This is a genomic window from Janthinobacterium sp. FT14W (assembly GCF_009208755.1).
In the GTDB taxonomy this organism is placed as follows: Bacteria; Pseudomonadota; Gammaproteobacteria; order Burkholderiales; family Burkholderiaceae_D; genus Janthinobacterium; species Janthinobacterium violaceinigrum.
The window spans coordinates 172,774-196,884 of sequence record NZ_WFLL01000001.1 but is presented as its reverse complement, the minus strand read 5'-3'; the positions used below and the strand labels follow the sequence as shown (position 1 = coordinate 196,884).

25 protein-coding genes and 1 tRNA gene are annotated in these 24,111 nt (G+C 62.3%); 16 read left to right on the top strand and 10 right to left on the bottom strand.

Translation table 11 applies throughout. The annotated features are described in order from the left end of the window. Positions 1–48 precede the first annotated feature (48 nt). Both recN and GCN74_RS00860 read right to left on the bottom strand, forming a co-directional pair. A complete protein-coding gene (recN, locus tag GCN74_RS00865) occupies positions 49–1,716 on the bottom strand; it encodes a DNA repair protein RecN (RefSeq protein WP_152254899.1) in 1,668 nt (555 codons plus the stop codon). Positions 1,717–1,763: 47 nt separating this feature from the next. After that, positions 1,764–2,723: an NAD kinase gene (locus GCN74_RS00860; RefSeq protein ID WP_226938801.1), complete on the bottom strand. Its 960-nt coding sequence runs from the start codon at positions 2,721–2,723 to the stop codon at positions 1,764–1,766. 263 nt (positions 2,724–2,986) lie between these two features. On the opposite strand from GCN74_RS00860, the gene GCN74_RS00855 reads away from it, so the two are divergent. From GCN74_RS00855 to gloA, 3 genes are all read left to right on the top strand, one after another. Continuing rightward, entirely contained in the window at positions 2,987–3,253 is a 267-nt protein-coding gene (locus tag GCN74_RS00855; RefSeq protein ID WP_152254898.1) for a hypothetical protein, read from the top strand. Positions 3,254–3,359: 106 nt separating this feature from the next. After that, on the top strand, positions 3,360–3,782 hold the full coding sequence (locus GCN74_RS00850; protein WP_152254897.1) for an OsmC family protein: 423 nt from the start codon (positions 3,360–3,362) through the stop codon (positions 3,780–3,782). A 124-nt stretch (positions 3,783–3,906) separates the two neighbouring features. Beyond that, positions 3,907–4,314 (top strand): lactoylglutathione lyase, encoded by a 408-nt coding sequence (gene gloA, locus GCN74_RS00845; protein WP_100874647.1) that lies wholly within the window; start codon positions 3,907–3,909, stop codon positions 4,312–4,314. A 4-nt stretch (positions 4,315–4,318) separates the two neighbouring features. Here gloA and GCN74_RS00840 read toward each other — a convergent pair whose 3' ends face one another. Then, positions 4,319–5,224: a LysR substrate-binding domain-containing protein gene (locus GCN74_RS00840; RefSeq protein WP_152254896.1), complete on the bottom strand. Its 906-nt coding sequence runs from the start codon at positions 5,222–5,224 to the stop codon at positions 4,319–4,321. 92 nt (positions 5,225–5,316) lie between these two features. Between GCN74_RS00840 and GCN74_RS00835 the strand changes: the two genes are divergently transcribed. Next, a complete protein-coding gene (locus tag GCN74_RS00835; RefSeq protein ID WP_193316918.1) occupies positions 5,317–5,784 on the top strand; it encodes a DMT family transporter in 468 nt (155 codons plus the stop codon). 66 nt (positions 5,785–5,850) lie between these two features. Here GCN74_RS00835 and GCN74_RS00830 read toward each other — a convergent pair whose 3' ends face one another. From GCN74_RS00830 to GCN74_RS00815, 4 genes are all read right to left on the bottom strand, one after another. Then, positions 5,851–7,191 (bottom strand): TolC family outer membrane protein, encoded by a 1,341-nt coding sequence (locus GCN74_RS00830; RefSeq protein WP_152254894.1) that lies wholly within the window; start codon positions 7,189–7,191, stop codon positions 5,851–5,853. A gap of 141 nt (positions 7,192–7,332) precedes the next feature. Continuing rightward, complete coding sequence (locus GCN74_RS00825; RefSeq protein ID WP_152254893.1) at positions 7,333–7,656, bottom strand: rhodanese-like domain-containing protein; 324 nt, start codon at positions 7,654–7,656, stop codon at positions 7,333–7,335. 13 nt (positions 7,657–7,669) lie between these two features. Next, complete coding sequence (locus GCN74_RS00820) at positions 7,670–8,320, bottom strand: protein-L-isoaspartate O-methyltransferase family protein (RefSeq protein WP_152254892.1); 651 nt, start codon at positions 8,318–8,320, stop codon at positions 7,670–7,672. 169 nt (positions 8,321–8,489) lie between these two features. Further along, positions 8,490–9,140, bottom strand: coding sequence for a TetR/AcrR family transcriptional regulator (locus GCN74_RS00815; protein WP_152254891.1), 651 nt, complete (start codon positions 9,138–9,140; stop codon positions 8,490–8,492). A 553-nt stretch (positions 9,141–9,693) separates the two neighbouring features. On the opposite strand from GCN74_RS00815, the gene GCN74_RS00810 reads away from it, so the two are divergent. From GCN74_RS00810 to GCN74_RS00770, 9 genes are all read left to right on the top strand, one after another. Further along, positions 9,694–10,563 (top strand): head GIN domain-containing protein, encoded by an 870-nt coding sequence (locus GCN74_RS00810; protein ID WP_152254890.1) that lies wholly within the window; start codon positions 9,694–9,696, stop codon positions 10,561–10,563. Between the two features lie 72 nt (positions 10,564–10,635). Then, the gene (locus GCN74_RS00805) at positions 10,636–10,911 is read left to right on the top strand and encodes a YkgJ family cysteine cluster protein (RefSeq protein ID WP_152254889.1); all 276 of its coding nucleotides are present in this window, start codon (positions 10,636–10,638) and stop codon (positions 10,909–10,911) included. Between the two features lie 290 nt (positions 10,912–11,201). Beyond that, positions 11,202–11,975, top strand: coding sequence for a DeoR/GlpR family DNA-binding transcription regulator (locus GCN74_RS00800; protein WP_152254888.1), 774 nt, complete (start codon positions 11,202–11,204; stop codon positions 11,973–11,975). A 34-nt stretch (positions 11,976–12,009) separates the two neighbouring features. After that, positions 12,010–13,158 (top strand): MFS transporter, encoded by a 1,149-nt coding sequence (locus GCN74_RS00795; protein ID WP_152254887.1) that lies wholly within the window; start codon positions 12,010–12,012, stop codon positions 13,156–13,158. A 156-nt stretch (positions 13,159–13,314) separates the two neighbouring features. Next, a complete protein-coding gene (locus GCN74_RS00790; protein ID WP_152254886.1) occupies positions 13,315–14,160 on the top strand; it encodes an undecaprenyl-diphosphate phosphatase in 846 nt (281 codons plus the stop codon). Between the two features lie 6 nt (positions 14,161–14,166). Beyond that, positions 14,167–15,990 carry a DNA helicase RecQ gene (gene recQ / locus GCN74_RS00785; protein ID WP_152254885.1) on the top strand — a complete coding sequence of 608 codons (1,824 nt, stop codon included), beginning with the start codon at positions 14,167–14,169 and terminating at the stop codon, positions 15,988–15,990. Beyond that, entirely contained in the window at positions 15,990–16,484 is a 495-nt protein-coding gene (locus tag GCN74_RS00780; RefSeq protein WP_152254884.1) for a hypothetical protein, read from the top strand. Before recQ ends, GCN74_RS00780 begins: the two co-directional genes overlap by 1 nt. A gap of 44 nt (positions 16,485–16,528) precedes the next feature. Further along, on the top strand, positions 16,529–17,506 hold the full coding sequence (locus GCN74_RS00775) for a LysR family transcriptional regulator (RefSeq protein WP_152254883.1): 978 nt from the start codon (positions 16,529–16,531) through the stop codon (positions 17,504–17,506). 216 nt (positions 17,507–17,722) lie between these two features. Then, the gene (locus GCN74_RS00770) at positions 17,723–19,009 is read left to right on the top strand and encodes a Glu/Leu/Phe/Val family dehydrogenase (RefSeq protein ID WP_152254882.1); all 1,287 of its coding nucleotides are present in this window, start codon (positions 17,723–17,725) and stop codon (positions 19,007–19,009) included. A 179-nt stretch (positions 19,010–19,188) separates the two neighbouring features. On the opposite strand, the gene galE is transcribed toward GCN74_RS00770, so the two are convergent. The 3 genes from galE to GCN74_RS00755 all read right to left on the bottom strand — a co-directional run bounded on the left by galE (position 19,189) and on the right by GCN74_RS00755 (position 21,203). Further along, positions 19,189–20,208 (bottom strand): UDP-glucose 4-epimerase GalE, encoded by a 1,020-nt coding sequence (gene galE / locus GCN74_RS00765; RefSeq protein WP_152254881.1) that lies wholly within the window; start codon positions 20,206–20,208, stop codon positions 19,189–19,191. Positions 20,209–20,356: 148 nt separating this feature from the next. Beyond that, on the bottom strand, positions 20,357–21,037 hold the full coding sequence (gene trmB, locus GCN74_RS00760) for a tRNA (guanosine(46)-N7)-methyltransferase TrmB (protein WP_152254880.1): 681 nt from the start codon (positions 21,035–21,037) through the stop codon (positions 20,357–20,359). A gap of 92 nt (positions 21,038–21,129) precedes the next feature. After that, a tRNA-Gly gene (locus GCN74_RS00755) sits at positions 21,130–21,203 on the bottom strand. A gap of 301 nt (positions 21,204–21,504) precedes the next feature. Here GCN74_RS00755 and GCN74_RS00750 point away from each other — a divergent pair. From GCN74_RS00750 to GCN74_RS00740, 3 genes are all read left to right on the top strand, one after another. Next, positions 21,505–21,744: a hypothetical protein gene (locus GCN74_RS00750; protein WP_152254879.1), complete on the top strand. Its 240-nt coding sequence runs from the start codon at positions 21,505–21,507 to the stop codon at positions 21,742–21,744. A 302-nt stretch (positions 21,745–22,046) separates the two neighbouring features. Continuing rightward, a complete protein-coding gene (locus tag GCN74_RS00745) occupies positions 22,047–22,403 on the top strand; it encodes a diacylglycerol kinase (protein WP_152254878.1) in 357 nt (118 codons plus the stop codon). 247 nt (positions 22,404–22,650) lie between these two features. Beyond that, positions 22,651–24,069, top strand: a complete 1,419-nt coding sequence (locus GCN74_RS00740; protein WP_152254877.1) for a mannose-1-phosphate guanylyltransferase/mannose-6-phosphate isomerase — start codon at positions 22,651–22,653, stop codon at positions 24,067–24,069. The last annotated feature ends 42 nt before the right edge of the window (positions 24,070–24,111 follow it).

Here is a 24,111-nt window from a genome sequence, read left to right as displayed (position 1 = left end):
CTCAGCGCTAACGCATCCGGGGGTCTGACCCCGGATTTAAGCCTGCGTTTAAATCGCCAGCAATTCGCGCGCATGCTTGCGCGTGGTGGCCGTGATTTCCAGGCCGCCCAGCATGCGCGCCACTTCTTCCACCCTGGCCTTGGCATCGAGCATGTCGATGCGCGAGGCCGTCTTGCCGTTGTCCAGGGTGCTTTTTGCCACCTGGAAATGCTGATTCGCCTGGCTGGCCACTTGCGGCAAGTGGGTCACGCACAGCACTTGCCGCCCCTGTCCCAGGCGTTTCAGCAAGCGCCCCACCACTTCGGCGACGGCGCCGCCGATGCCGCTGTCGACCTCGTCGAAGATCAGGGTGGGCGTGGTGGTGGCGTGCGAGGTGATGACGGAGATGGCCAGCGCGATGCGCGCCAGCTCGCCGCCGGACGCCACTTTTGCCAGCGAGCGGGGCGCCGTGCCCGCATGGCCGGCGACGAGGAACTCGACCTGTTCGAGGCCGTGGGCGGCCGGTTCGCAGGGATTGAGGGCAATCTCGAAACTGCCGCCCGTCATGCTCAGTTCCTGCATGGCACGCGTGACGGCCTGCCCCAGCTCCAGTGCGGCGGCGCGGCGCGTGGCGGACAGGCGCTCGGCCACGGCGCGGTATTCGGCCTCGATCTTCGCTTCCTGGCGCAGCAAGCCTTCGATATCGGAAGCGTCGGCCAGGTGCTGCAGCTTTTCCGACAGCTTGGCGTGCTCGTCGGGCAATTCTTCGGGCGTGACGCGGAATTTGCGGGCCGTGCTGTGCATGGCTTCCATGCGCGCGTCGAGCTGGTGCAGGCGTTCCGGGTCCAGCTCCACGCGGTCCAGGTAATTGTTCAGCGCATACACGGATTCCTGCAGCTGGATGCGCGACGAGTCGATCAGGTCGACAATCGGCTGCAATTCCGCATCGACGGATACCAGCTTGCCCAGCTTCTGGTTCAGCGCCGACAGTTGCGACACGATGGGATGGTCTTCCTGCTCGGAAATGATCGACAGGGCTTCCTGCGCCCCCTCCAGCAGGCTGGCCGCATGCGACAGCCGGCTGTGCTCGTTCGTGATGTCCGTCCACTCGCCGGGCTTGGCGGCCAGTTTTTCCAGTTCGCCCACTTGCCATTCCAGGCGTTCGCGCTCGTACAGCACGTTGGCGGCATTCGTTTCGAATTCTTCGCGCTGGCGCACGAGGGCGCGCCAGCGCTTGTGCAGCGCCGCCACCTGCCGCGCATCCTGCTCCGCGCCCGCTTCGCGCGCCGTCGCCTGGCCGTCGAGCAGGGCGCGCTGCGCTTCGCTCTTCAGCAAGGACTGGTGCGCGTGCTGGCCGTGGATGTCGACCAGCATGTCGCCCAGTTCGCGCAGCTGCGCGGCCGTGGCGGGGATGCCGTTGATGTACGCCTTCGAACGGCCCGCATTGTCGATGACGCGGCGCAACAGGGCGCCGCCATCGTCGTCGGCGAATTCGTTGGCCGCCAGCCACGCCTGCGCCACCTCGCTGACGGAGAAATCGGCCGTGATGTCGGCCTTGGCCGCGCCTTCGCGCACCACGCTGGCATCGCCGCGCCCGCCCAGCGCCAGGGTGAGCGCATCGATGAGGATGGACTTGCCGGCGCCCGTCTCGCCCGTCAGCACGCTGAAGCCGGCGGAAAATTCCAGTTCAATGGTATCGACAATGACAAAATCGCGAATGGACAGTGTATGGAGCATGGCTTCTGTGGTTAGGCGGCGAACCGCGGGTGAACGTGGAGAAAATGTTAGCTGAGCTTGCCCTCGCCCGACGGATACTCATTCCAGTGCAATTTTTCACGCAGGGTGTTGTAGTAACTCCACCCTTCCGGATGCAGGAAGGTAATCGTGTGCGGCGAACGGCGGATGAGGATGCGGTCTTGCTGCACCAGGCTGGCAAAAGTCTGCATGTCGAAATTGACGCTGATATCGCGCCCGCGCACGATTTCCACGACGATCTGGCTGGAATCGGGCAGGACGATGGGACGGTTCGACAACGCGTGCGGGGCAATCGGCACGAGCACGATGCCGCCCAGGGTCGGGTGCAGCAGGGGGCCGCCGGCCGACAGCGCATAGGCGGTCGAGCCCGTGGGCGTGGCGATGATCAGTCCGTCAGAGCGCTGGTTGTACATGAAGTGACCGTCAACCTCGACGCGCAATTCCGCCATGCCGGCACCGCCGCCGCGCGAGACGACGACATCGTTGACGGCCATGCCCACGTGAATCGACTCACCGTCGCGCAGCACGCTACCTTCGAGCAAGGTGCGGCGTTCGGCCTTGAAACGGCCGCCGAGAATTTGCGCCAGCACGGGCAGCATGCGCTCGAGCGGGATATCCGTCATGAAACCCAAGCGCCCTTGATTGATACCGATCAAGGGCACGTCGAATGGCGCCAGCTGGCGCGCAATGCCCAGCATGGTGCCGTCGCCGCCCATGACGATGGCGCAATCGGCAGCGGCGCCGATCTCGGCCGGCGACATGGCGCGCACGCCGGGAAACGCCAGGTTCAGGTGCGCTGCCGTCTCCGCTTCAAAGACGACCGTGTGGCCCAGCACTTGCAGGAAATCCACGATGCTTTTAACGGGCTCGGCAATGCCATCCGTATTCTGGCGCACGACCAGGGCGATGGTCTTGGCGCCCAGGTTGAAGCGCTCGCCCGGGGCTGGCAAGGTCGCGGCTGGCTGTTCGGCATGTGTATCGACGGGCATAAGAGTCTCGGAAAATAAATTCAGTGGCAAGCCGCCCCAGGCTGTCGCGTCGCACGCCGCCATCGCATGATACTGTATATATGCACAGTATAGTGCGGCTGCCGTGTGCCTGCAAGGGGCGTTCTCGGTGTTGCACGCAGTGTAGCGCAGAAAAAGAATCGTCCATGCGTGCGCCAGCGCTCCCAGCGTGAACCAATCCGCTTGCGGGCGGCCCCGCGCGGCAGGACACTGGTTGCACGTCATTTTTACTGTCAGGAGGCCATATGGCTAGCCAGCCAAGCGAGCGCAAGATCAATACCGATGAAAAGGTCGGCAATGACGGCGTTGACCGCCTGCCGCACGAGCGCGATGCATCGCCCGATGCGCAGAACGTGCGCCCGCGCAACATCATGCGGCAGGCGGCCAGCGACCTGGAACGGGGCCTGGTCGATACGGACCGGCACGCCCAGCCTGGCGTGGAAAAGGTCAAGCCTGCCGCGCCGCAGCAGGCCCGCCCCGACGCAGAACTGGAACCAAAGAAGGCGCGCTGAATCGAACTGTCGTGGGCCGCGCATGCTCCCGCAGTGTGACGCAACGAACGGAAGTGCAAAGGGGGCACGCGCATGATGGATGCTCGAACCACGCAAGGAGTACATCATGAAAAAAACAGGATCAGCCGTCTGGAGTGGCGGCCTTAACGATGGCAAAGGGTTTATTTCGACCCAAAGCGGCGCGCTCGACAATGTGCCCTACGGCTTCAACACGCGCTTCGAAGACGGTCCCGGCAGCAATCCCGAAGAACTGATCGGCGCGGCCCATGCCGCCTGCTTCACGATGGCCCTGTCCGGCCAGCTGGGCGAGGCGGGCCTGCGCGCCACGGCCCTAAAAACCACGGCCGATGTCAGCCTGGAAAAGATCGGTGGCAGCTATGCCATCACGGCCGTGCACCTGACCCTGGTGGCCAGCATTCCCGGCGCCACCGACGAAGCGTTCCAGGATGCGGCCCTGCGCGCCAAGCTCGGCTGCCCAGTCTCCAAGTTGCTGGCCACGGAAATTACCCTGGACGCCCATCTGGAATAAATCCGGGCGCATCGACGCCACCGTCCGCCGCCCCTGCGCCGGCGGGCGGCTGGAGCGGTCTCGGCACGAAAGCCGTAAAACGCATAAAATCCTGCCATTCCCCTATCATCATCAAGGATTTACGATGCGTATTTTGCACACCATGTTACGGGTCGGCGACCTGCAGCGCTCCATCGATTTTTACACCAGGGTCCTGGGCATGAAACTGCTGCGCACCAGCGACAACCCCGAATACCAGTACACCCTGGCCTTCGTCGGCTATGGATCGAACCCCGACCATGCGGAACTGGAACTGACGTATAACTATGGCACCACCAGCTACGAGCTGGGCACGGCCTACGGCCACATCGCCATCTCGGCCGACGATATCGTCGCCGCGTGCGATGCGGCGCGCGCAAATGGCGGCAACGTCACGCGCGAACCGGGCCCCGTGAAGGGCGGCAACACGGTCATCGCCTTCATCACCGATCCGGACGGCTACAAGATCGAATTGATCGAGCGCAAGTTCGACGGCCAGGGCGGCGGGCTGTAAGACGTCAGCCTGGCTCCGCGGCCGTGGCGATGGCCGCGCGCAGCCAGGCAATCCCCGCATCGCCGTCCGTGCGGCGGTGCCGTATCGCTTCAAACGCAAACGGTGCGATGGCAAATGGCGCGGCATGCCGTGCCAGCCCCTGCGCCGCGCTGCCGCGCAAGGCGCGCCGGGCCACCGTCAAGATCAAATCCGTTCCCATCAGCACGTCCGGTGCGACCGTCCAGTACGGCACGCGCACGGCGATGCGGCGCGCCAGGCCCAGCTGGGCCAGCGCCGCGTCGACTTCGGCGGCCATGCCCCCTTCGCTGGACGCCACCAGCACATGGGGGCGCGCCAGATACGTGTCCAGGCTCAATGTTTCGCCGGCGGCCAGGCTGGCCGGGTCCAGCGCGCAGACGAACATTTCCTCAAACAAGGTTTCCCTGTGCAACTGTTCGGGCAGTTGCGGGAACACGCCCAGCGCCACGTCGATGTCGCCATCCTGCACGCCAGCCACCACGGCAGGACGGCTGGCGTAACTGACGGCCACGTCGATGCCGGGCGCCTCCATGCGCAAGCGGCGCAGCAAGGCAGGCAGGATCAACGCCGCGCCGTAATCGGACATGGCCAGGCGAAATACGCGCTGCGCCGTGGCCGCCTCGAAAACGGCGCCACCGAGCACGGAACGCACGCTTTGCAGGGCTTCGGCCAGGGGCCGCGCCAATTCCAGCGCGCGCGCCGTGGGCTGGAAGCCCCCCTTGCCGCGCAGCAGCAGCGGATCGCCCAGCAAGTGGCGCAAGCGTGCCAGCGCATGGCTGACGGCAGGCTGGCTCATGTGCAAGCGTTCCGCCGCGCGCGACAGATGGCGTTCGCTGAGCAGCGCTTCCAGGATCACCAGCAGGTTCAAGTCGACGGCGCGCAGATTATTCATTTGCTGCATAGTTGAATGATAAAGTACGAATTGGATTTAATCATGACAGCATAATACGATGACCCCGTCAATTCAAAGTGATGGAGTCAAACATGCATGGATGGATTACCCTGTTTGCCCCGCTGGCCATGCTGGCGGGTGCCGTCGTCCCGTTCCAGGCGGGCGCGAATGCTGCGCTGGGCCGCAACCTGGGCCACCCGTTGTGGGCCACGCTGGCTTCGCTGGCCGTCAGTGCCGTGCTTGCGTCGCTGCTGATGCTGGTCTGGCGCGTGCCGGCGCCCGATGTCCACCTCGCCGTGCGCGGACCGGGCTGGTCCTGGCTGGGCGGCGCGGCCGGCGTGTTTTATATTACGGCCGCGCTGATGCTGGCGCCGCGCATGGGTTCCGGCCCCTTCATGGCGGCCGTCATCGGCGGGCAAATGCTGGCCGCGCTGGCCATCGACCGCTACGGCTTGCTAGGCTTTGCCGTCAAGCATATTTCTCCATTGCACTGGGCAGGCGCGGGCCTGGTAGTCGCCGGCGTCGTGCTCACGCAAGTTGCCAACGGCCGCGCAGCGTGATCCTGCGCGGGACGAAAAAAAACCAGCGCCGTCGCCGGTGCTGGTTTTGGTCTGGCGAGTACCGGATTATTTTTCCAGCAAGGCGTTGACGGGCATCAAGTCCGTTTCCTTCAAGGTACCGGCCGCCGACTTCAGGCGCAAGCCGTTCATGATGGTGTCGTAGCGCGCTTTCGACAGGTCTTTTTGCGTCGAGAACAATTGTTTCTGCGCATTCAAGACGTCGATATTGATGCGCACGCCCACTTGATAGCCGAGCTGGTTCGATTCCAGCGCCGACTTGCTCGACACTTCCGCCGCTTCCAGCGCCTTGACTTGCGCCAGGCCGCTGTTGACGCCCAGGAAAGCCTGGCGCGCGCCTTGCGCTGCCGTGCGGCGCGCCGTTTCCAGGTCGTTGCGGGCCTTGTTTTCCAGCGCGATCGATTCGCGCACCTTGCTGGTGACGGCAAAGCCGCTGAAAATCGGAATGCTCCACTGCACGCCGATGGCATTGTTGTTGCTGCCGTTGCCATTGCCGCCGCCGGAAGAATAGGTATGGCCCGCGTTGGCGATCAGGTCCAGGGTCGGATAATGGCCGGCGCGGTTGCGGCCGATGTCGCGCTTGGCCGATTCCACATTGAACTGCGACGTGACGACGCCATAGTTCTGCTCTTCGGCCGATGCCACCCACGGCTCGACGGCAGCCGGTTCCGGCGCGCTGAGAACCACGCCCGTGCGCATGGGCGCCAGCGAGGTTGGCGCTTCGCCGATGATGGTTTGCAGCGCGCTGCGCTTGTTCGCCAGGTCATTGATGGCGGCAAATTCCTGCGCCACCACCAGGTCGTACGCCGCCTGCGCTTCATGCGTGTCGGTAATCGTTTGCGTGCCGACTTCGAAGTTGCGCTTGGCCGATGCCAGCTGCTCCGTCGTGGCGACTTTTTGCGCCTGCGTGGCGCCCAGGTTGTCCTGCGCGCTCAGCACGTCGAAATACGCCTGTGCCACGCGCGTGATCAGGTCTTGCTGCACCTGTGCAAATTGCGCTTCGGCAATCGCCTGCGCCAGCTTGCTTTGCTGATAGGTTTCCCAGCGATCCCAGCGGAACAGCGGTTGCGCCAGGGTCAGGTTGTAGGCATTCGTGCGCACATTCACGGACGGCGAGGTGATCTTGTTGCCGCCATTGTTCTGGACGATCTGTTCCTGATTACCACGCGTATTGCTGCCCGAAGCGGACACTTGCGGCAGCAAGCCGGCCAATCCCTGCGGAACCCGCTCCATCCCGGCCGACAGGGCCGCGCGCGCGCTGGCATACTGCGCGTCATTGGCCAGCGCCTGCTGGTACACCTGGATGAGATCGGCCGCCTGCGCTTGCAGCGAGCATGTCATCGAGACAAAGGCGCTGGTCATCAGCACGGCGATAAGGGGTTTCCGCATTGCATTTCTCCGTTGGAGTCGTCAAAAGTTGATGGAATCAAAAATCTGCTACCGCTTGCCTTGCGCCCGCCGGATGAGCGGGGTACAGGCCTCCGCAGGCATGCAGGAAAACATGCCTGGGTGCATCTACTGCAAAATAACTTAGTATTTAGGCATTGCGCTGTCGACTTGCAGCGCCCAGGCATGCACGCCGCCCGTCAAATTACTGATCTTGCCAAAGCCATTGCGCTCCAGGAAGGCCGCCACTTGCATGCTGCGCGCGCCGTGATGGCAGATGCAGACGATCTCGGCGTCTTCATCGAGGTCATCGATGCGCGCAGGAATCGAGTTCATCTGCATCAAGGTGGCACCCTCGAGGTGGCACAGGTCGAACTCCCACTGTTCCCGCACGTCCAGCAGGAACGGACGGGGGCGGGAAGGGTCAGCCAGCCAGGCGGCCAGCTGCGGTGCACTCAAATGCTCCATCGAATCGGTCGCCTCAGAACTGGAAATGCGACGGTGCCACGGCTTGCAGCGGCGTGACATTGGTTTCAAACAGCTTGCGCGTGTCGTAAGCCTTGTCCGAGCTGCGCGTGATCAGATGCGCCGACATGATCGGCGCTTCGCCGATGATGGCCAGGATGCGGCCGCCGACTTTCACCTGCTGCAACAGCGCTTCCGGCAACACGGCCAGGGCACCGGAGACGACGATCACGTCGTACGGCGCACCCTTGCTCCAGCCCTGGGCGCCATCGCCCAGTTCCACGGTCACGTTCGTCACGCCGTTGGCGGCCAGGTTCTGCTCGGCCAGCGCTTTCAATTGGGGAACGATTTCCACGCTCGTCACGTGACGCGCCTTGTGCGCCAGCAAAGCGGCCATGTAGCCGCTGCCGGTGCCGATTTCCAGCACATTTTCATGCTTCTTGACGGCTACGTCTTGCAAGATGCGCGCTTCCAGCTTCGGCGTCAGCATGCATTCGCCACCGCCCAGTGGGATTTCGGTATCGACGAAGGCCAGGTTTTTATAGGCGGCCGGCACGAAATCTTCACGTTTGACCACGTTCAACAGCTCCAGCACGTCGATATCCAGTACGTCCCATGGACGGATCTGCTGTTCGATCATATTGAAGCGGGCTTGTTCGATATTCATCTTTGGACTCGGTAAGTGAAGTAATAATCCGCCATTTTATCGTTGAACTGGCTGAAAGCACATGTTAACCATAAAGGCGGGGAATGGAGGAAATTTGCGACGATCTGCAGATTTGGGGGGGCGAACCTTGGAAAAGGGGCAACTGAACGGTATTGGCCGGGCCCGCGCATCAGCTTTTCCCGGGCGCCTCCACCTGCAGGCTGCGCAAGCTCATGTCGATAAACGCATCCATGTAGGCCAGCGGATCGATATTCTTGACCTCGCACGGCAGGAAGGAATGCGTCCACATCATGAGCATGGTGACGGGCGCGCTGAGGATGGTGCTGACCAGCACGGGATCGACCTGGCGGAATTCGCCCCGCTGCATGCCCCGTTCCAGCAGGGTGACGACCAGCGCATTGCCACGCGCGACCACCTCTTCGTTGTAAAACTGCGCCAGTTCGGGGAAATTGTTCGCTTCAGCCAGCATCAGCTTGGTCAAGCCGGCCAGCTTGGTAGCGCCGAATTCTTCCCACCACTGCATCATCACCTTGCGCAACAACTCGGCGCTGCTGCTCTCCGAGGCGGCCATGCTGTCTTCCGCCTCGCCGATCGATTGCACGATATTGTCGCGCACCACGGCCTTGAACAGCTCTTGTTTATTCTCAAAGTACAGGTACAGGGTGCCTTTCGACACGCCGGCCCGCTTGGCCACATCCTCCAGGCGCGTCGACGCGAAACCCCGTTCGACAAACAGGTCGAGGGCGGCGGCGAGCAACTCCTGCGGGCGGGCATCCTTGCGCCGCTCCCAGCGGGGCTTCGTATCAATCGGGGCTTGCATGTATCATTCCAAGTAACTTACTTTTGAGTCATTAATAGTAGACCTGTCTACAGGTCAGGTCAAGCGCTGGCCGCCGGCGCAATGCTGGACATGTTGCCGTACAACACAGGCATTGTACCCTCAGCACCGGGGCCATCCGCGTAGCGGCCCCCAGCCAGCTCCCGGTGCGGCAAACTGCATGAGGGCATGCCGGATTTCAAACACCTAATTCATGCAATCTTGCACCGGCACACATACGGTTCATAGTATACCAACGCGTCAGCCTGCCCGATGACGGAGCGCTACGCCTGCATGCAGCATCGCGCCAGGGACTGCCCACCGATGCGCTGCACACGGACGACGAGCTTATCCGGGCCCCGACGCGCCAGCGCCCATTCCAGGCGCGGCCCCGGGCGGGGCAAAATGCAGTTCATTCCGTGTTTTACGCAGTTCGTCGCATTTCCATTCAGGCCACTTCGCCGCTTTGCTATCTTGTCATCGACAGCACGGCAGCCGCGGCGCGGCAGCCGGCTTTTTTCTTGTCCCGAACTAAAACAATCATAAAGGAAACACCATGCGTACCTTGCTGGCCCTGTGCTGTGCCGTTGCCCTTGGCGGTTGCGCCATCGTCATCAACCCCAACGATAGCGAAGGACGCTATGCCGACTCGGGCGGCAATGCCATCCAGGGCAACGAGCAAGTGAGCCGCGACGTGCGCCAGGTCAGTACCATCACCGCGCTCGACATCGACAGCATGAAGCGCATCGATATGAAGATCGACGTGCGGGTCGGCCCGGCAACATCGCTGGTGATCGAAGCGGACAGCAATCTGCAGCCGCGCATCCACAGCGAAGTAAGCGGCAATACCCTGCGCATCTGGAGCGATGCGAACATTCGCAGCAGCAATGGCATCCACGTCATCTATACGACGCCGCAATTGAGGAAGATCAATATTTCCGGCTCCGGCCGCCTGGTGGCCAGCGGTTTCAATGGCGAGGATTTCAGCCTGGAACAGCGCGGTTCGATGAAGAGCGAACTGTCGGGCACTGTCGGACGCTTCGACGTGGCCAACAACGGCTCGGGCAGCATCAACGCGGCGGCCCTCGTCAGCGGCAACACGGACGCGGTGCAGAACGGCTCGGGCAGCATCCAGGTGGGCAGCGTGCGCGGCGAACGCATCAACGTGGCGGTCAACGGCTCGGGCAACATCAGCGCCAGCGGCGCCGTGCAGCGCCTCGACGCCAACGTGAATGGCTCCGGTGACATCAACCTGGCCGCCCTGCGCAGCGACGTCGCCTATCTGGCAAGCAACGGTTCCGGCGACATCGATGTCACCGTACAAAATGAAGTCAACGCCCGCGCCAGCGGTTCCGGCCGCATCACCGTGCATGGCGATCCTGCCCGCCGCACCCTGTCGGGCAAGCGCGTCAGCATCGTGCGCTAGGCGCGCTGCCCGCAACGCGCGGGGGCCGGCTTGCTATACTGTCGGCCCCTGATCCTTTTCCAGCCCACCGCCATGCCGTCCCCCGCCGCTACCCTGGCATGCCGCCCATCCTGCGGCGCCTGCTGCACCGCACCGTCCATCACCAGCCCGATTCCCGGCATGCCGGATGGAAAACCGGCAGGCGTGCGCTGCGTGCAGCTGGCCGACGACAACCGCTGCCTGATCTTTGGCAAGCCGGAGCGGCCCGCATTTTGCGGCGGCTTGCAGCCGTCCGAGGACATGTGCGGCAGCAGCCGCGAACATGCCATCGGCTGGCTGGCAGAGCTGGAACGGCTGACGGCGCCCTGAACGCCGGCGCCAGCCTTCTCCCTCTAGCGGCCGTCTTCGGCGGCTGCCGATACGTCCTCCGCATCGCGCAGGCGCTTGTGCTTGTATTCCAACAGCATGGCAAGGCCCAGCAGGGTGGCCAGCAACGAGGTACGTGACTGCATGCTGTTCCTTTATCCGGTCTATTTTTTACAGCACTAACAGAAATTATGCATTTCTGACAATGCCAGTCCGAAAATGACATCCGGCTTGACTCTGGCTGCACGTTTGCATATATTCATGCACATTCCTGCACGTTTCAAGATAACTCCATGTCCGCCACCTTGCTTCTCAAACAACGCCATGCGCTGATCCAGCAACAATTACAGGCCGACGGCCGCGTGCTGGCGCTGGACCTGGCGCGCCAGCTCGACGTGTCGGAGGACACGATACGGCGCGACTTGCGCGAGATGGCGGCGGCCGGCCTGTGCCAGCGCGTGTATGGCGGCGCCCTGCCGCTGGCGCCCGACGCCGGCAGCACCCTGAGCCAGCGCAAGCAGGAAGCGCCGGAACGCAAGGCGCGCCTGGCGCAGGCCGCCGTGTCGCTCGTGCGCGCGGGACAGGTGCTGTTTCTCGACGCGGGGTCGACCAACCTGGCCATCGCCAGCGCCTTGCCCGAGTTAGCGCTCACTGTCATCACCAACGCCCCGTCCATCGCCATGCTGCTGATGGAACGCCCGGAAATCGAGCTGATCATGGCTGGCGGCAGGGTCGACCGCCGTGCCGGCGCCAGCCTGGGTCCCCAGGCCTTGCGCACGGTCGAGCGCATGCATCCCGACCTGTGTTTCCTCGGCGCCTGCGGCGCCGATGCGGAGGCGGGCGTGACGGCGTTCAACTACGACGAGGCGGAATTCAAGCGCAGCATCGCCGGCGCCAGCAAGGCGGTGGTCGTGGCCGTTACCAGCGACAAGCTGGGCACGGCCGCGCCATTCGGCGTGCTGGCCACGGGCTTGCTGCAGCACCTGGTGCTGGAAGCCGATGCCGATGCGGCCCATGCGGCCGCCTTTGAACGGCAGGGCGTGCAGGTTTTGCGCGCCCGCGCCTGACTTTATCCATCTCCGACTCTTAAAAAGCTCCCCCATGCAACTCACCGGTACCCTGCAACAACGCGCCACGCGCCTGGTCTTCTTCGCTGCCGGCCTCGGCATGGCCGCCTGGGCCCCGCTGGTTCCCTACGCCAAGTCGCGCCTGGGCCTGGACGAGGCGACCCTCGGCATTTTGCTGCTGTGCCTGGGTGCCGGCTCGCTGTGCGCGATGCCGTTTACGGGCATGCTGGCGGCCCGCTTCGGCTGCCGCAAGGTCATCTCCTGCGCCGGCCTGCTCCTGACCGCCATCCTGCCCGGCCTGGCGCTGGCAGCCACGCCGCTGCAGCTGGGCCTGGTGCTGCTGGTGTTCGGCGCGGCCATGGGCACGTTTGACGTCGCCATCAACATCCAGGCCGTGATCATCGAAAAAGCCAATGGCGGCGCCATGATGTCGGGTTTTCATGCGCTGTTCAGCGTGGGCGGCTTTGCCGGCGCCGCCTGCATGGCCCTGCTGCTGTGGCTGGGCCTGACGCCGGCCTGGTCCTGCGTGGTCGTGATGCTGCTGCTGTGCGGCGTACTGGGCGCGGCGCAAGGCCATCTGCTGCCGACGGCGTCCAGTTCGGGCGAAAAGACGCCGCTGTTCGTCATGCCGCACGGCGCCGTCATTTTCATCGGCCTGTTGTGCTTTATCGTCTTCCTGGCCGAAGGCGCCATCCTCGACTGGAGCGCCCTGTTCCTCACCACCACGCGCGGCGTGGAGGAAACCAAGGGCGGCCTCGGCTACGCCGCCTTTGCCATCGCCATGACGCTGGGCCGCTTCACGGGCGACAAGGTGGTCAGCCGCTTTGGCGGCAAGCGCGTGCTTACTTTTGGCGGCCTGTGCGCAGCAGCGGGCTTCTTCCTGGCCGTGCTGGCGCCGCACGCCAGCCTGGCCATGCTTGGCTTCGTGCTGATCGGCCTGGGCGCGGCCAATATCGTGCCCATCCTCTTCACGGCGGCAGGCAGCCAGCATGCCATGCCGGCCAGCCTGGCGGTGGCGGCCATCACCACCATCGGCTATGCGGGCATCCTGGCCGGCCCGGCCGTGATCGGCTTTGTCGCCCACGCCACCAGCCTGAACATCGCCTTCGCCATGCTGGGCGCCGCCCTGCTGCTGGTGGCGGCCAGCGCGCGCCTGGTGGTGCCGGCAAAACAAGTATCCTGATCCTTCCTCCTGCCTGTCGGACGGCGCCAAAAAAGCGCCGCCCGACTGCGCCCAAATAAGGTCCGCGGGCCTGCGGCATGGTAAGCTTCGACCCCGCGCGCATTGCTGGCGCCACGCGGTTATCCCATCCTGTCACTTATACCCGTTTATACATCTATGGATCTCATTCTTGCGTTAAAAGCCATCATCATGGGGCTGGTCGAAGGTTTTACCGAATTCTTGCCGATTTCGTCCACAGGACACCTGATCCTGGCCGGCAGCCTGCTCGACTTTACCAAGGATGTCTCGAAAGAAGTCATGGATGTCTTCGAGATCGCCATCCAGGCCGGCGCCATCCTGGCCGTCTGCTGGGAATACCGCCAGCGCATCGGCAGCGTGCTGTCCACCTTCGGCACCGAAGTCAAGTCGCGCAAGTTCGTGCTGAACGTGGCCATCGCCTTCATTCCGCTGGCCGTCATCGGCCTGGCCATCGGCAAGATGATCAAGCATGCGCTGTTCAAGCCCGTGCCCGTGGCCATGGCCTTCATCATCGGCGGCATCATCATCTTGCTGGTGGAGCGCCGCGCGCGCACCAATCCCGTCACCGTGCGCGTCAACTCGGTTGACGAAATGACACCGTTCGATGCCTTGAAAGTGGGCTGCGCGCAGGCATTTGCGCTGATCCCCGGCACCAGCCGTTCCGGTTCGACCATCATCGGCGGCATGCTGCTGGGCCTGTCGCGCAAGACGGCCACCGAATTCTCGTTCTTCCTGGCCATCCCGACCCTGCTGGCGGCTACCTTCTACTCGCTGTACAAAGCGCGCGACATCCTGTCGGCCACCGACGTGCCCCTGTTTGGCGTGGGCACCGTGGCCGCCTTCATCTCTGCCTTCCTGTGCGTGCGCTGGCTGCTGCGTTACATCAGCTCGCACGACTTCACGTTTTTTGCCTGGTACCGCATCGTGTTTGGCTTGCTGGTGCTGGCCAGCGCCCACTTCGGCTGGGTTGTTTGGGCAGAATAAGGCACTATGAATCAAGATCTTAACCAGCGCGCGCTGCACCTGCTGCAAACCGTTTTCGGCTATCCGGCCTTCCGCGGCCAGCAAGCCGATATCGTCGACCACGTCAGCCATGGCGGCGACGCGCTGGTGCTGATGCCCACGGGCGGCGGCAAATCGCTGTGCTACCAGATTCCCGCCCTGCTGCGCGATGGCGTGGGCGTCGTCGTCTCGCCGCTGATCGCGCTGATGCAGGACCAGGTGGACGCGCTGGAGGAAGTCGGCGTGCGCGCCGCCTTCCTCAATTCCACGCAGACCTACGAAGAAGCGAGCCGCATCGAGCGCCTGGTGCGCACGGGCGGCATCGACGTCGTCTACGTGGCGCCCGAGCGCCTGATGACGCAGCGCTGCCTGGACCTGTTCCAGGCGTCGAAGATCTCGCTGTTCGCCATCGACGAGGCGCATTGCGTGGCCCAGTGGGGCCACGACTTCCGCCCCGAATACATCAAGCTGTCGGTGCTGCACGAGCAGTTCCCGGACGTGCCGCGCATTGCGCTGACGGCCACCGCCGATCCGCAGACGCGCGCTGAAATCGCCCTGCGCCTGCAGCTGGAAGACGCGCGCCAGTTCGTCTCGTCCTTCGACCGGCCGAACATCCGCTACCAGATCGTGGAAAAGGCGAATGGCCGCAAGCAGCTGCTCGACTTCATCAACACGGAACATGCGGGCGACTGCGGCATCGTGTACTGCCTGTCGCGCAAGAAAGTCGAAGAGACGGCGGAATTCCTGAACCAGAGCGGCATCCGCGCCCTGCCCTATCACGCGGGCATGGAGTACGCGAAACGCAGCGCCAACCAGGCGCGCTTCCTGCGCGAAGAAAACATCGTCATGGTCGCCACCATCGCCTTCGGCATGGGCATCGACAAGCCCGACGTGCGCTTCGTCGCGCATCTGGATCTGCCGAAAAGCATCGAGGGCTATTACCAGGAAACGGGGCGCGCGGGCCGCGACGGCATGGCCGCCAACGCCTGGATGGCGTACGGCTTGCAGGACGTGGTGCTGCAGCGGCGCATGATCGACGAATCGGAAGCGGACGACACTTTCAAGCGCGTGCTGGGCGTCAAACTCGACGCCATGCTGGGCCTGTGCGAAACGCTCAGCTGCCGCCGCATGCGCCTGCTCGAATACTTCGGCGAACCGGCTTCGCCGTGCGGCAATTGCGACACCTGCCTGCTTCCGCCCGTGTCGTTCGACGGCACGGTGCCCGTGCAAAAACTGCTGTCGGCCATCTACCGCGTCGACCAGCGCTTCGCCGGCGGCCACGTGATCGACGTGCTGCGCGGCGTGGAGTCGGAACGCATCAAGACCTGGCACCATGACTCGCTGTCCGTGTTCGGCATCGGTTCGGACCTGGGCGAAGCGGAATGGAAATCGATCCTGCGCCAGGCCATCGCGCTGGGCCTCGTCTCGGTCGACCATGAACAATACAGCTCGCTGAAACTGACGGACGCCTCGCGCCCCGTGCTCAAGGGCGGCCAGAAGGTGCAGCTGCGCCAGTACCAGAAACCGGTGAAAACCAGCAAGCGCAGCACCAGCGTGGCAAAGGGTTATGTCGAGACGGACCTGTCGACCAGCGAACAGGCCATCTTCGACAAGCTGCGCTGGTGGCGCGTGGAGACGGCGCGCACGCACAACGTGCCGGCCTACGTGATTTTCGTCGACGCCACCCTGCGCGAAATCGCCAAGGCCAAGCCCACCTCGCTCGAGCAGATGCGCGGCGTGAGCGGCGTGGGCGAGAAAAAACTGGCCTCGTACGGCGACGAAATCGTCGCCATGATCCTGGAGATGATTTGATGGAAGATTTGATGGAAGCACTCTCGTCCGACCTGATCTATCAGGCCGTGAAAATTCTCGGCGCCCAGCCCGACGCCGAAGATGCGGTGGAAGCGCAAGTACGGTTACTGGTGCAGGACGATCTCACCGTGCGCCGCCTGGCCGACGTGGTGCCGGAAGCCTTCGGCCTGGTGCTGGCGTCGCACCTTCCCGGCGCCGAAAAGATGACCCTGCCCCATACCTTCTGCGCCCAGGACGAGGACGGCGAGTGGGTGGAGTTCCCCATGCGCCGCGAGCCGATCTTTGTCGTCGCCGCGGATATCGCCCAGCATACCTTCCACAACGGCCCGCGCGCGCTGATACAAAATCTGGCCAGCCGCAGCTCCCTGCTGTCGGCCATCAACAAGGCCTTGAATGCGGGCGGCTCGCTCGAAGGCACGACCCTGGGCCCGCCGTCCTTCTTCGGCCTGCCGGCATCGCTGTACCAGCCGGCAGCATCACCCGCTACGCCCTGAGCACTTCACTTTGCCTTTGTCCTTGATAACGGAACGCTGCCGCGATGGAAACCAAATGGCTGGAAGACTTCATTTCGCTCGCTGAAACGCATAATTTCAGCCGTTCCGCGGCCCTGCGCCACGTCACCCAGCCGGCATTCTCGCGGCGCATCCAGTCGCTGGAAAACTGGCTCGGCATCGACCTGGTCGACCGCACCTCGTACCCCACGCGCCTGACGCCGGCCGGCGCCGTGTTTTACGAGCAGGCACTGGAAATGCTGGGACAGATCAACGGCGTGCGCGCGCTGTTGCGCGGCAAGCGGGCGGCCACGCAGACGAGCGTCGATTTCGCCGTGCCCCACACCCTGTCGCTGACCTTCATGCCGAAGTGGCTGACGGCCCTGGAAGAAGGTTTTGCGCCGATCAACAGCCGTTTGATGGCCCTGAACGTGCACGACGCCGTGCTGCAGCTGGTCGACGGCGGCTGCGACCTGCTGCTGTGCTATCACCATCCGCGCCAGCCGGTGCAGCTGGACCCGGGCCGCTACGACATGCTGGTGATGGGCCGCGAAACCCTGCGCGCCTATGCGCGCTGCGGCCAGGACAAGGTACCGGACTTCGTCCTGCCGGGCAGCGCCAAGGAGCCGCTGCCCTTCCTCTCCTACACCAGCAACGCCTATCTGGGACGCATGGTGGAACTGCTGGTGGCCGACGCCAAGGTGCCCCTGTTCCTCGATACCTGCTACGAGACGGACATGGCCGAAGGCTTGAAAATGATGGCGCTGGAAGGGCGCGGCATCGCCTTCCTGCCGGAATCGGCCGTCATGCGCGACGTCAAGTACAAGCACCTGGCGCGCGCCGACGGCGGCGCGCCGGGCTGGGAAATCGAGCTGGAAATCCGCCTGTACCGCGAACGCCCATCGAGCCTGCGCCCCGGCAAGCAGATCGTCGAAAGCCTGTGGCAATACCTGGTGCAGTCGCAGGACGGCAAGACCCGCATGGGCAAGCGCCGCAAACGCGCCACCGGGACCGCGCCATCCTGACTGGCAATCCTGGCAACACAACTATGCATTAAATGCATAACCGGATGCGCACAAAGCATTGGCCGGGGCATGAGGCTATCGCCTACGATGCGGTTCCGCTGCGCGCAGCCTTCAGGTGCGCCTACCACAGCATTTTTGAACGCCAGAAAAATTCATCGCGATGCTCTGCGGATTTTTCGGCGTTACACCACCGTTTTGTCCAGGAGCTTATCAAGCATGACCAGCAAGCACGCACTTCCTTCCTACCTCAATTCCGAAGATCTGGGCCCATGGGGCGTCTACCTCGAGCAGATCGACCGCGTTACGCCGTATCTGGGCAACCTGTCGCGCTGGGTGGAAACGCTGAAGCGTCCAAAGCGCATCCTGACGGTCGACGTGCCTATCGAGCGCGATGACGGCACCATTGCCCACTACGAAGGCTACCGCGTGCAGCACAACCTGTCGCGCGGCCCGGGCAAGGGCGGCGTGCGCTTCCACCAGGACGTGACCCTGTCGGAAGTGATGGCCCTGTCGGCCTGGATGACGGTCAAGAATGCCGCCGTCAACGTGCCATACGGCGGCGCCAAGGGCGGTATCCGTGTCGATCCGAAGACCCTGTCGCGCGGCGAGCTGCAGCGCCTGACCCGCCGCTACACGAGCGAGATCAGCATGATCATCGGACCGAACAAGGATATCCCGGCGCCGGACGTCAACACGAATGAACAAGTCATGGCGTGGATGATGGACAGCTACGCCATGATCGGCGGCAATATGTCGACCGGCGTGGTGACGGGTAAGCCGATTTCGCTGGGCGGCAGCCTGGGCCGCCGCGATGCGACGGGCCGCGGCGTGTTCGTCGTCGGTTGCGATGCAGCCGCCAAGGTCGGCATGTCGCTCGAAGGCGCGAAAGTCATCGTGCAAGGTTTCGGCAACGTGGGCGGCGTCGCTGCACGCATGTTCGCTGAAGCCGGCTCGAAAGTGGTGGCGGTACAGGATCACAAGACCACCGTCGTGCATTCCGGCGGCTTGAACATCCCGCAGCTGCTGGCACACGTGGCCGAAGTGGGCAGCGTCGAAGGCTTCCCGGGCGCCGAGGCATTCGTGCCACGCGAAGATTTCTGGGGCATCGATTGCGACATCCTGATCCCGGCCGCGCTGGAACAGCAGATCACCGCAGAACGCGCACAAGTGATCCGCGCCAAGATCATCCTGGAAGGCGCCAATGGCCCGACCCTGCCGGCAGCGGACGACATCCTGACCGACCGCGGCGTGCTGATCGTGCCGGACGTGCTGGCCAACGCCGGCGGCGTGACCGTCAGCTACTTCGAGTGGGCGCAGAACTTCTCGAGCTTCTTCTGGACGGAAGAAGAGATCAACAGCCGCCTGACCCGCATCATGCGCGAAGCGTTCGACGCCGTATGGCAAGTGTCGCAGGAGAAGAAAGTATCGATGCGTACGGCCACCTTCATCCTGGCGTGCACGCGCGTGCTGCAAGCCCGCGAAGTGCGCGGCCTGTACCCATAATGGCTGCCTGAGAAAATGCCTGGGGCGTTGTTGCCGGCCCCTCGCCATACTGGCGTACTGTCTTCGGGGCGGCGCCTGGCCTCAGACATTTTTCAGGCGCCATTGGTTTGCTGGCGCTCTAAAAAAAATCCCGCCACACTGACGTGTGAGCGGGATTTTTTGTATCTGGCGGACTTTTTTTACGCCGCGTAACCTTGCGGGTTCTGGTGCTGCCAGCGCCAGTGGTCGCGGCACATGTCGTCGATGTTTTTCTGCGCTTGCCAGCCCAGCAGTTCCTTCGCCTTGCCGGCCGAAGCGTAGCAGCTGGCGATGTCGCCAGGGCGGCGCGGCACGATGTCGTAGGGGACCTGGCGGCCGCTGGCGGCCTCGAAGGCGCGCACGGTATCGAGCACGCTGTAGCCGTGGCCCGTGCCCAGGTTGACGGTAAAACCGCCCTCGCTGGAAAACAGGCGGTTCAACGCCGCCACATGGCCCAGCGCCAGGTCGACCACGTGGATGTAGTCGCGCACGCCCGTGCCGTCCGGCGTATCGTAGTCGTTGCCAAAGACAGCCAGGCGCTCGCGGCGGCCCACTGCCACCTGGGCGATGAACGGCATCAAATTGTTCGGAATACCGGCCGGATCTTCGCCGATCAGGCCGCTGGCATGCGCACCGACCGGATTGAAGTAACGCAACACACCTACTTGCCATTGAGCATCAGCATGCACGAGATCGGCCAGGATCTGCTCGACCATCAGCTTGCTGCGGCCATATGGGTTGGTCACGGACAGGCGCGACGTTTCCAGGATCGGCAAGGCTTCCGGGTCGCCATACACGGTGGCCGACGAGCTGAACACAAAACGCTTCACGTTCGCCGCCGCCAGCACTTCCAGCAGCGCCACGGTGCCCGTCACATTATTGTCCATGTACATCAAAGGCTGGGCCACGGATTCGCCCACCGCCTTCAAGCCTGCGAAATGGATCACCGCGTCGATGGCGTGCTCGCGCAGGACGGCGGCCATGGCCGTGCGGTCGCGCACGTCCGCCTCGTAGAAAGGCACGCTTTTGCCCGAGATGCGCTCCACGCGCGCCATCGCTTCGCGCGCGCTGTTGCACAGATTATCCACCGCCACCACATCAAAGCCGGCAGCCAGCAATTCGACGCAGGTATGCGAACCGATGAAACCGGATGCGCCGGTCACGAGTATTTTCTTGGACATAATATTACTCAATGCAAAAAAGATAAGACTACCGTAATTCCCCCGCCTTGCCTAGCTGGCGCACGCTAGCGCGCGCGTTAAAAAAGCCTGCGGCGTCGCCGCGGCAGGCTTGTTCTCGTGCAAACGGCACGGTGGGAAAACCGCCAGGTTACTTCTTGATGAACACCAGATCCCACACGCCATGGCCCAGCTTCAAGCCACGGTTTTCAAACTTGGTCAGCGGACGGTACGCCGGCTGCGGCGCATACCCCTCGGCGCTATTGCGCAACTGCGGCTCGGCACCCAGCACTTCCAGCATTTGCACTGCGTAATCTTCCCAGTCGGTGGCGCAATGCAGATAGCCGCCCGGCGCCAGGCGATCGGTCAATTGCTTGACGAATGGCGACTGGATCAAACGGCGTTTGTTGTGGCGCGCCTTGTGCCACGGATCGGGGAAGAACACGTGGATGCCGGCCAGCGAATTGGCCGGAATCATGTGCGTCAGCACTTCCACGGCATCGTGCTGCAGCAGGCGCAGATTCGTCAGCGACTCTTCGCCGATCAGCTTCAACAGGCTGCCGACGCCCGGCGTATGCACTTCGACGCCGATGAAATCCTTCTCCGGCATGGCTTTGGCGATATGCGCCGTCGTCGCCCCCATGCCGAAACCGATTTCCAGGATGACCGGCGCCTTGCGGCCGAACACCTGCTCGAAGTCCATCGGCTCCTTGGCGAAAGGCAACAGGAACTGCGGTCCCAGGGTCTCGAGCGCGCGCGCCTGCGCGACAGACAGGCGTCCCGCGCGGGTCACGAAGCTGCGGATGCGGTGTTCGGTCGGATCGTACATCATCGGCCGCGCCGGGCCGTTTGCTGGGGTATCAGAAGACATGGGAATGGAGAAATAAGTGGCCGCGCCGCATAAAGTCAGGCGTCAGCGAAAAATGGAGCGGGTGAAGGGAATCGAACCCTCGTCGTAAGCTTGGGAAGCTTCTGCTCTACCATTGAGCTACACCCGCGAAGCCTGCATTTTACGCGGGATGGCAAGCACTTGGCAAACTTGTGGATCGCTTTCGGATGCATCAGCAATTCCCCCGATATTTGACAAAAAACATGGGGCGCCCCCCCCCGGCAAGGCACCGTTTTTGTTGATAGAGAACAACATCTCAGGCCGTCAGACGCGCTGAATGACCGGCTATGTAGCAAATTTAGAATAAATTATTGTCGCCACGCACTGTGCGGCGCAGACTAGCAAGAGAAATGTTGCTACAATCGTGTGACAGTTTAGCATTCCCGCTGTTCAACCTAAAAGGATATCCCATGAAGAAAATTCTGATCGCTTCGGCAATCCTGTGCTTCGCTTCCGCACAAGCCATGGCTCAATCGACTCCAGCCCCTGTACCAGCCGCAGCAGCACCAGCTGCTGGCGCCGCTGCCGGCACCACCGTTGCCGGCCTGAGCGTCAGCACGATGATCGCAATCGGCGCAGCAGTTGCCGTTGTGGCCGGTGCAGCAAGCTCGGATTCGACCACCGCGCACACCACCCCAACCCACCATTAATACCTGGCTGCTCAGGCAGCAACAGGTTGGCCCATCCTGCGGCTTGATGTAGAGCCGAAAGGTGAAGGCCTGGTACCGTAGGAACTAACATGCCAAAAACATGTAATTTCTTACAACAAAAGCCCTTTTCATTTGAAAACGGGCTTTTTTACTTTTTATTAAACATCAAAAAGATCAGCATCAGTCTTTCTGTTGTAGACGAATGATGTCGTATCGTATGGCCATGCCTGCGATGCTCATCTATTCATTAAGAGATCCGCTTTCATGTTCGTGAAATACCCTGCTCCATCGCTTCAGCTACCATGAAGAACCAGTCCCTCTTCAGGCGCATGGGATTTGCCCTGAAAGGCATACATGCTGCCTTCCGCGTGGAATCGAGCTTTCGCCTGCAGTGTCTGGCCGCCCTGATGGTAGTCATCGTACTGGCCTGGTGCAAACCGCCCTTGATCTGGTGGGCTCTGCTCTTGCTCAATTGCGGCATGGTCTTAGCGGCGGAACTGTTCAACACTGCGCTTGAGCACCTGATCGATCACATCCACCCGTCCCTGCACCCAAGCATCAAAATTGCCAAAGACTGCGCGGCAGGCGCCGTGTTGCTCCTCAGTTTGACGGCACTGTGCGTGTTTGTTGCTTTTTTGGTTGAAAACGTTGTGCACTAGGAAGTGGAGCGGCCTGGCAATCTACAATGTAATACCGAATAAAATGCGTTGCTGGCAAATATGCACAGTAGCCAAAAACACAAAAATTCAATAACTTATTAGGATAGATCCCTCCCAGTATTTGACCCATGCGAACGTCCACTGTTCCCATGCGATCACAGAATACTCGGCAAATCTCTATCTATGTCGAATGACCAACCATTCAGTTGTACTAAATAATGCTGTTTATATTTATCCTGAAGCATAAATGAATACTCCCCTCGTACCTGTGATTCTTTGCGGCGGTTTCGGCACGCGTTTATGGCCACTATCGCGCGAAGCGTTTCCCAAGCAATTTTTGCGCCTTTCCGGTCAGGACAGCATGCTGCAACAGACATTGCAGCGACTGGCAGGCATCGACGATGTGGCGCCTGCGCTATTGGTATGTAACGAGTCATCGCGTTTCATCGTGGCGGAACAACTACGTGAGATCGGACTGGAGGAAAGTCGCATGCTGCTCGAGCCCATGCGCCGCAATACCGCACCGGCCATCGCCACGGCCGCCCTGCAGGCGATGGCCAACGGTGATGACCCGATACTGCTGGTACAGCCTGCCGACCATGTGATCCTGGATACACCGGCATTCCACCGCGCCATTGCACTGGCACGTACTGCCGCAGAAGAAGATAATTTGCTCACGTTCGGCATTACCCCAACGGGACCAGAAACGGGCTATGGCTATATTCGCGCCGAAGGTGACGCCAGCGAGCAAGTCCGGCGCGTGATTGAGTTCGTGGAAAAGCCTGCCTTGGCACTAGCAGAACAGTATGTTGCCAGCGGCGACTATCTCTGGAACAGCGGCATCTTCCTGTTCCGTGCCAGCCACTACCTGGCAGAGCTGGAGCGCTACCAACCCGCCGTCCTAGCTGCCTGCCGCGCCGCCTTTGCCAACGCAAAGAGTGACCACGACTTCATTCGTCTGGATAGCGACGCGTACGCGGCCAGCCCCGACATTGCCGTCGACTATGCTGTCATGGAACGCACTGATCTTGCGGCAACCGTCGCCCTTGATGCTGGCTGGAACGATATCGGCTCCTGGGCCGCCGTCTTCGATGTCGCGGACAAAGATACCAATAACAATAGTGCGCAAGGTGATGTGTTGATGCAGGATTGCAACGATTGCCTGATCCACGGCAATAGCCGCCTGGTCACCGCCATTGGCATGCGCAATACTGTTATCGTGGAAACCGCCGATGCCGTGCTGGTCATGGATGCGGCCCAGGCGCAATATACCAAGACCATGGTCGCTCAGTTAATTGCAAGAGAGCGCCCAGAGGCCACCATGCACCGCGAAGTCTTCCGGCCGTGGGGCTCCTATGATTCTATTGGCAATGGCGAACGCTTCCAGGTCAAACGCATTACCGTCAAGCCTGGTTCTAAGTTATCGCTGCAGATGCACCACCATCGTGCCGAACACTGGATCGTAGTATCAGGCACGGCCGAAATCACCAATGGCGACAAAACCTATTTGTTGACCGAGAACCAATCCACTTATATCCCCCTCGGTGTCGTCCATTCACTGGCCAACCCGGGAAAAGTACCGCTGGAGTTGATTGAAATTCAATCAGGCAGCTATCTCGGGGAAGACGATATCGTCCGCTTTGAAGACCGTTACGGTCGCGTCTGACCGAGCGGACAAGTGGCATAGCCAGCAATTCACACTGAAGTT

Bases quoted from the DNA above. Each gene is read 5' to 3' on its own strand.
- recN (WP_152254899.1), bottom strand. From the start codon at position 1,716: ATGCTCCATACACTGTCCATTCGCGATTTTGTCATTGTCGATACCATT.
- GCN74_RS00860 (WP_226938801.1), bottom strand. From the start codon at position 2,723: ATGCCCGTCGATACACATGCCGAACAGCCAGCCGCGACCTTGCCAGCC.
- GCN74_RS00855 (WP_152254898.1), top strand. From the start codon at position 2,987: ATGGCTAGCCAGCCAAGCGAGCGCAAGATCAATACCGATGAAAAGGTC.
- GCN74_RS00850 (WP_152254897.1), top strand. From the start codon at position 3,360: ATGAAAAAAACAGGATCAGCCGTCTGGAGTGGCGGCCTTAACGATGGC.
- gloA (WP_100874647.1), top strand. From the start codon at position 3,907: ATGCGTATTTTGCACACCATGTTACGGGTCGGCGACCTGCAGCGCTCC.
- GCN74_RS00840 (WP_152254896.1), bottom strand. From the start codon at position 5,224: ATGAATAATCTGCGCGCCGTCGACTTGAACCTGCTGGTGATCCTGGAA.
- GCN74_RS00835 (WP_193316918.1), top strand. From the start codon at position 5,317: ATGCATGGATGGATTACCCTGTTTGCCCCGCTGGCCATGCTGGCGGGT.
- GCN74_RS00830 (WP_152254894.1), bottom strand. From the start codon at position 7,191: ATGCGGAAACCCCTTATCGCCGTGCTGATGACCAGCGCCTTTGTCTCG.
- GCN74_RS00825 (WP_152254893.1), bottom strand. From the start codon at position 7,656: ATGGAGCATTTGAGTGCACCGCAGCTGGCCGCCTGGCTGGCTGACCCT.
- GCN74_RS00820 (WP_152254892.1), bottom strand. From the start codon at position 8,320: ATGAATATCGAACAAGCCCGCTTCAATATGATCGAACAGCAGATCCGT.
- GCN74_RS00815 (WP_152254891.1), bottom strand. From the start codon at position 9,140: ATGCAAGCCCCGATTGATACGAAGCCCCGCTGGGAGCGGCGCAAGGAT.
- GCN74_RS00810 (WP_152254890.1), top strand. From the start codon at position 9,694: ATGCGTACCTTGCTGGCCCTGTGCTGTGCCGTTGCCCTTGGCGGTTGC.
- GCN74_RS00805 (WP_152254889.1), top strand. From the start codon at position 10,636: ATGCCGTCCCCCGCCGCTACCCTGGCATGCCGCCCATCCTGCGGCGCC.
- GCN74_RS00800 (WP_152254888.1), top strand. From the start codon at position 11,202: ATGTCCGCCACCTTGCTTCTCAAACAACGCCATGCGCTGATCCAGCAA.
- GCN74_RS00795 (WP_152254887.1), top strand. From the start codon at position 12,010: ATGCAACTCACCGGTACCCTGCAACAACGCGCCACGCGCCTGGTCTTC.
- GCN74_RS00790 (WP_152254886.1), top strand. From the start codon at position 13,315: ATGGATCTCATTCTTGCGTTAAAAGCCATCATCATGGGGCTGGTCGAA.
- recQ (WP_152254885.1), top strand. From the start codon at position 14,167: ATGAATCAAGATCTTAACCAGCGCGCGCTGCACCTGCTGCAAACCGTT.
- GCN74_RS00780 (WP_152254884.1), top strand. From the start codon at position 15,990: ATGGAAGATTTGATGGAAGCACTCTCGTCCGACCTGATCTATCAGGCC.
- GCN74_RS00775 (WP_152254883.1), top strand. From the start codon at position 16,529: ATGGAAACCAAATGGCTGGAAGACTTCATTTCGCTCGCTGAAACGCAT.
- GCN74_RS00770 (WP_152254882.1), top strand. From the start codon at position 17,723: ATGACCAGCAAGCACGCACTTCCTTCCTACCTCAATTCCGAAGATCTG.
- galE (WP_152254881.1), bottom strand. From the start codon at position 20,208: ATGTCCAAGAAAATACTCGTGACCGGCGCATCCGGTTTCATCGGTTCG.
- trmB (WP_152254880.1), bottom strand. From the start codon at position 21,037: ATGATGTACGATCCGACCGAACACCGCATCCGCAGCTTCGTGACCCGC.
- GCN74_RS00750 (WP_152254879.1), top strand. From the start codon at position 21,505: ATGAAGAAAATTCTGATCGCTTCGGCAATCCTGTGCTTCGCTTCCGCA.
- GCN74_RS00745 (WP_152254878.1), top strand. From the start codon at position 22,047: ATGAAGAACCAGTCCCTCTTCAGGCGCATGGGATTTGCCCTGAAAGGC.
- GCN74_RS00740 (WP_152254877.1), top strand. From the start codon at position 22,651: ATGAATACTCCCCTCGTACCTGTGATTCTTTGCGGCGGTTTCGGCACG.